Here is a 4,592-nt window from a genome sequence, read left to right on the forward strand (position 1 = left end):
TTCCGGGTCCGGGGCGTGGCGTAACCGTCTGTCCATATTGGGGCCCATCCTGCCATGGTGACCTGCCCTGAGTCGGGCAGCGGGGGCGTGCCGCGCAGTGCCTGGGCGAAGTGCCTGGTTCCGCTGCGCTCCAACCAGTTAGCGGGCGTCCGCTGGGTCCGGTGTCTTGGGTCGCACAGCTCCGGCTACGGGGGCCCTAGTCTGGCTTCTTCGACATTTTGGCTGCTGTCTTTCCCGTTGGTACCGGGACCGTTCCGCGGTTGCCGTAGGGTCGTGGTCCCCCGAGGGAGGAGCGAATGGCTTTCGCTTGCCGTCTCGGAAATTGGTGTGTGACTGCTTCGAAGGATTGGCCGCCCGTTACCCCGCGATGACCCGATCGCTGAGCGGGAGAGGCGGCAGGCTGGAGGCCGTTCTTGGGATTCCTCCGTGGCCGTCATTGACGTCGGCAAGGTTCATCGTCACTGTGTGGTGGCCGCCGCCGACGGAAATCGTCTGCTCGCGGAAAATCCCCGCCGACGAACCAGGCCCCGCCGGTGGTGCTGCCCAGTCTCTAATAGACGTACGGCTGGGGCGGTTGGGTTGTTGCTGCGGTCTGCGGGGAGTTGAGAAGCAGGTGGGGGCCGCTACTGGGCCCCGGGTTCGGGGTGAAGTGGCCGCTGACGGTGATCCAGCTGTCGGGTTTGTAGAGTTTCTGCCAGTTGGGGAGGCGGACGGGGACGCCGACGGGTTGTGCATCGACGGTGCAGCAGGTGACTACAAAGCGGGTGACGTAGAAAATGTTGGTGGGGTCGTTCTTGTCGGCTGTGACGAACCCGGTGATCGTAGCCGTTTTTTTGGTGAAGTAGGCATCGCCCGGGCTGTAGCGCAGCAGCGACGCCCAGTCGCGGATGTTGAAGGTGGCCGGGTCCTCGTCGACCAGGGTGCTGGTCTGGTACTTGCTGAGGGTTCCGGAGACGTTGAGGTCTCGTTGTTTCGCCGCGTTGGATCCCAGGGTCGTGGGCGGAAGGAGGAGGAGGCCTATGATGGCGGCCGAGACCAGGAGCAGGGTGCCGGCCGCGCGGAGGCGGCTTTGTGGCTTTTCACGGTCTGGGTGGTAGTTGCCGGCGGGCGCGGTGAGGAACCCGGCTAAGGATGCGGAGGCCGCGATGAATATCATCGCCACGGTGAAAGGGACGTAGCGCGGGTGGATATACAGGTCGAGTTTGCCGGTGACGGCCAGCCAGAGGGTAGCGATGATCCCGATCAGGCTGAGCATCACGCCGTGGCGGCCGGCGAAGCCCTTAGAAGGCAAAGTTCACCGCCCATCCCAGCACGGCTGAGCAGAGTCCGATGATCAGCGTTAGGTGGAGCAGGGTTCTGGTCGTGAACGTGGTGCGCAGCAGGGCGAGCATCTTCACATCGATCATCGGCCCGAACACAAGGAACCCCACCACGGCGCCGGGAAGGAATGTGGCGCCGAAGGAAAGGATGAAGAACGCATCGACGTTGGAACAGATGGCCACGACGAAGGCGAGTGCCATCAGGGCCAGTACGGACCAGACGGGATCACTGCCGAGGGCCACCATCACCTCCCGCGGGACGCCTACCTGGATGAGTCCGGCCAGGCCTGCGCCGATGAATAGCGCCGGCATCATCGCGTCCGCTTCCCTGGTGAAGAGGCTGATGCTTTGCATCAGTCGTCCAGCGGTCGGATGGTCGTGCTCCTCGGTTGCGCAGGTTTCTTCGAAACCGGGCGTTAGAACGCTTCCGGGCTGCCGGTCCCGGTAAATCCAGCCAACGAGGTTGGCGATGAAGAAACCACCGGCGATCCGTCCCGCCAGGATGCCGTTGTCCCATCCGAATGCCTGTTGGGTGGTGATGATGGTTATCGGGTTCAGGATGGGGGCCGCGAACAGGAAAGTCATTGACTCGCCGGCCGTGAGCCCCTTGACCATTAGCCCGCGCGCCATCGGGACATTCCCGCATTCGCACACCGGCATCAGCATCCCCAGCAGGGAGAGCAGCAAGCGCCGCAGCACCGGTGAGGACGGCAGCCGGCGGAACAGAAAGTCAGCAGGCAACCAGACCCGCACCAGGATCGACACCAGAATCCCGAGGAAGACGAAGGGCAGGGACTCGATCACCACGCTGATTGAGAGGGTGAAGAAGTCCCGCGCCGCGCCCTCGAGGCCGGCGGTCGCTTCCGGCACCAGAGTTCGGAAGAAGAACACCACAACGGCTACTAAGAGGATCGCCAGCACCACGGCCGCGCGGCGGAAGCCCACCGCGGACCGGGCCTCGCTTTTCCCCGCGGACGGTTCGCCTGACCCCAAAAGGTGTGTCGGCGGCGTGTCACCAGGGCCCAGGACAGGTCGGTCCATAGGGCGAGAGTATCGGGGGCCGGGGGGGCAACACAATGAACGCTATGCAACCACGGCGCCCAAAAAGGGGCCAACCGTTCTCCAAAGTCCCTGATTGAGTTACGGCATTTGGCCGCTACGGCTCCCGGATGGTGAGCCGGCGTTTGACATAGATGCCAGCCATAACCAACGTGATCACCAGCACAATCCCGACCACTCCGGCCGTCAGCAGTCCAGTCTGGAGGCCTGTGCTGTTGCCGCCCGGCGCGGGGGACGCTGAGGGCGTAGCCGAGGCGGTGCTTGCGGCGTCGGCGGTGAACGTGAAGGTTCCCTCAATCGGGTGGCCGTCGGAGGAAACCACCCGCCAGATGACCTTGTATTTGCCGTCCGGGGCGTCGGCTTTGACCGCCTGGCTGACGTGATTGTCCACGATAGTTACCGGCCCGTCGGCCTGGTCGACGCCGGTGGCGTCTTCGACGCGGACGACGGAGCCCAGTGCGATGGGTGTGTGGTCGAAGGTCAGGCCGATCTTCGCAGGAACGGTGCGGACCGTGGAGCCGTTGGCCGGGTCGGTGGTTTCGAGGACGTCATGGGCTTGGGCCGCAGCGGCCGGGACCATGAGGAGCGCTGCCGTGGCGAGGGTCAGCAAGCAACGGGCGAGCCGACGTCCCGGACCGTGACGGTGTGTTCTCTTCATGGGCGGGTCCTTTCAGAGGGCGGTAACCGCGGGGCTGTAGCGCGACGAACGTCCCGCCACAGCCCCGCGGTTGGGGGTGCTACTTTCCTGCGGTGCGGGTGCGGCGTCCGGCCAGGACCAAGCCCAGGGCGGCCGCGCCGAAAACGAATCCGGCGGCGCCCAGGACGATGCCCCACACCGATGCCGCATCACTGGAAGTCTCCGAGGCCTGGGCCGCGGCCGCCGGGGACGCTGCAGCAGATGCCGTGGGAGCGGCGGTTCCGTCTTCGGCGGTGGTGGTGAAGGACGGGGCCGGGTGCTTGGGCTCGGGCTGGCCCTCGACACTCTCCTCATCCCAGTTCACTACGGTCCCGTCGGTGTAGGTCTGGGCCGCCTTCAACGTCACGGTCGTCCCGGCCGCCGGGAGTCTGCCGACGGAGAGAGAGAACGCCTGGTACTGGTTTTGTCCCAGCTGGTGTGTTGCGTCGGCGGTCCAGACCACGGAGCTCGGGGCCTTGGTGACGGTCGTCCCGGAGACGGTGACCGGCTTGGGCAGGTCGCTGGTGATGACCTGGGCGCTCCAGCCCTCAACGGGCTTGACCGAGACCGAGGTGAACGGGGTGTCGGTGGGGAGCTTGACTTCGAGTTTGCTGGTCTTGGCGGTCGGGGATTCGTTCGGGACGTTGAACGTCAGGTGCGTGTAGCCATTGGCGCCAGTGTCGTCAGGGTTGACGGTGACGTGAGCTGAGGCGGCGGTCGCCCCAAGTGCGATCATCCCGGCCGTCGCGGTGACAGCAGTGAGGGTCTTGAGGGTACGACGGATTGAGGTTTTCATGAACATGCCTTCCAAAAAAATGGGTGCGCCAACGGGCCGCTCGTGCGGCGGCGCATATGAGAGGGTCACGGCGCATCCCCCGGCACCGGAGTTTCTGCCTATGGGATGGGCAGGGTCCGGCCGGGTCAGCGGCGAAAGGTCAGGTCCCGCTCAGAGAGCGGGCCGAACGGGCGGCGGCCCGCGCAGGGCGGGCAGCCGGAGGTTTCTCCACCGGGAAGGAACGAAGGTCAGGCGCGGGGCCGGAACGTGCGGCCAGTCAGGAATGACCACCGCTGTCAGGATCCGGATCAGGGGTCGCAGCCACGCGGCCAGCGCCCACACGGCGGCCTCGCCGCGGGCCAGCACCAGGGCGGTGGCCAGCGTCGCTGCGGCGTGCAGGATCAGCATCAGCGACCCCGGGGCTGCGGCGTGCTCCGGCATCAGAGCCCCCGCCAAAGGGGACACCGGCCCGGTGCCGTGCAGGTGCCCGCCGGGAACGGGGGTGAATCCTGTTGAAACCGACAGGGCAGTGAAGGCCTCGTGCAGGAGCAGTTCGCCGGCGCCGAGAAGTACGGCCATCACCGGGGCGGTGATCCTGATTTTGGCCAGGATCATCACCGGTGCCAGCACCAGGGCGACGAGGCCGGCGAAAATGGCCGGCCCGGGCAGGGAACCGCCGGCCAGCACGTGGGCCCCGGCGGCCAGGGCGAACATGGCGGCGGTAAAGGTAACGGCACGGGGGAAGCGGAACGGAGCCGTCATG

Annotated in this window: 5 protein-coding genes; all 5 read right to left on the minus strand. The window is 66.1% G+C overall.

The window, feature by feature from the left end:
* Positions 1-550: 550 nt before the first annotated feature.
* Positions 551-1,291 (minus strand): TIGR03943 family putative permease subunit, encoded by a 741-nt coding sequence (locus tag HNO80_RS17685; protein ID WP_175324158.1) that lies wholly within the window; start codon positions 1,289-1,291, stop codon positions 551-553.
* Entirely contained in the window at positions 1,281-2,243 is a 963-nt protein-coding gene (locus HNO80_RS17690) for a permease (RefSeq protein ID WP_349627397.1), read from the minus strand. Before HNO80_RS17690 ends, HNO80_RS17685 begins: the two co-directional genes overlap by 11 nt.
* 232 nt (positions 2,244-2,475) lie before the next feature.
* Positions 2,476-3,036 carry a copper resistance CopC family protein gene (locus HNO80_RS17695; RefSeq protein ID WP_175324160.1) on the minus strand — a complete coding sequence of 187 codons (561 nt, stop codon included), beginning with the start codon at positions 3,034-3,036 and terminating at the stop codon, positions 2,476-2,478.
* 79 nt (positions 3,037-3,115) lie between these two features.
* A complete protein-coding gene (locus HNO80_RS17700; protein ID WP_175324161.1) occupies positions 3,116-3,850 on the minus strand; it encodes a YcnI family copper-binding membrane protein in 735 nt (244 codons plus the stop codon).
* 150 nt (positions 3,851-4,000) lie between these two features.
* The coding region (locus HNO80_RS17705) for a hypothetical protein (RefSeq protein ID WP_175324162.1) at positions 4,001-4,592 on the minus strand (592 nt) is incomplete at its 5' end.

Source organism: Arthrobacter sp. C9C5 (assembly GCF_013359735.1).
Lineage (GTDB): Bacteria > Actinomycetota > Actinomycetes > Actinomycetales > Micrococcaceae > Arthrobacter.

Bases quoted from the DNA above. Each gene is read 5' to 3' on its own strand.
- HNO80_RS17700 (WP_175324161.1), bottom strand. From the start codon at position 3,850: ATGAAAACCTCAATCCGTCGTACCCTCAAGACCCTCACTGCTGTCACC.
- HNO80_RS17695 (WP_175324160.1), bottom strand. From the start codon at position 3,036: ATGAAGAGAACACACCGTCACGGTCCGGGACGTCGGCTCGCCCGTTGC.